At 66.0% G+C, this 241-nt stretch carries 1 pseudogene; it reads left to right on the top strand.

Annotated elements, in window-relative coordinates:
* Positions 1-75: pseudogene (locus tag QP415_RS14130) on the top strand (DNA-binding response regulator); the annotation flags it as partial.
* Positions 76-241: the final 166 nt, after the last annotated feature.

Below are 241 nucleotides of genomic sequence, written 5' to 3'. Positions count from 1 at the left end.
AAGATGGGTCTGCAGCGTCGCACGCAGGTGGCAGCCTGGGTGGCGGGCCAGCGAGCGGCGGCCTGGCGTAACTGACCTATTCCGGGTCGATTTCCGCGCGCCAGATAATTTCTGCACCTGCGCCGTCGATACCTGCGCCGAACACGAAACTGCCGGCGTGACGTCGGGCGCGCTCACGCATATTGGACAGGCCGGAATTGCGTGTGCGGTGCGGGTCGATTCCGCGTCCGTCGTCAGCCAC

The sequence above is a fragment of the Pauljensenia sp. UMB3104 genome (genome assembly GCF_030217285.1).
Taxonomy (GTDB): Bacteria; Actinomycetota; Actinomycetes; order Actinomycetales; family Actinomycetaceae; genus Pauljensenia.
This window is presented reverse-complemented; position numbering and strand designations above follow the sequence as displayed.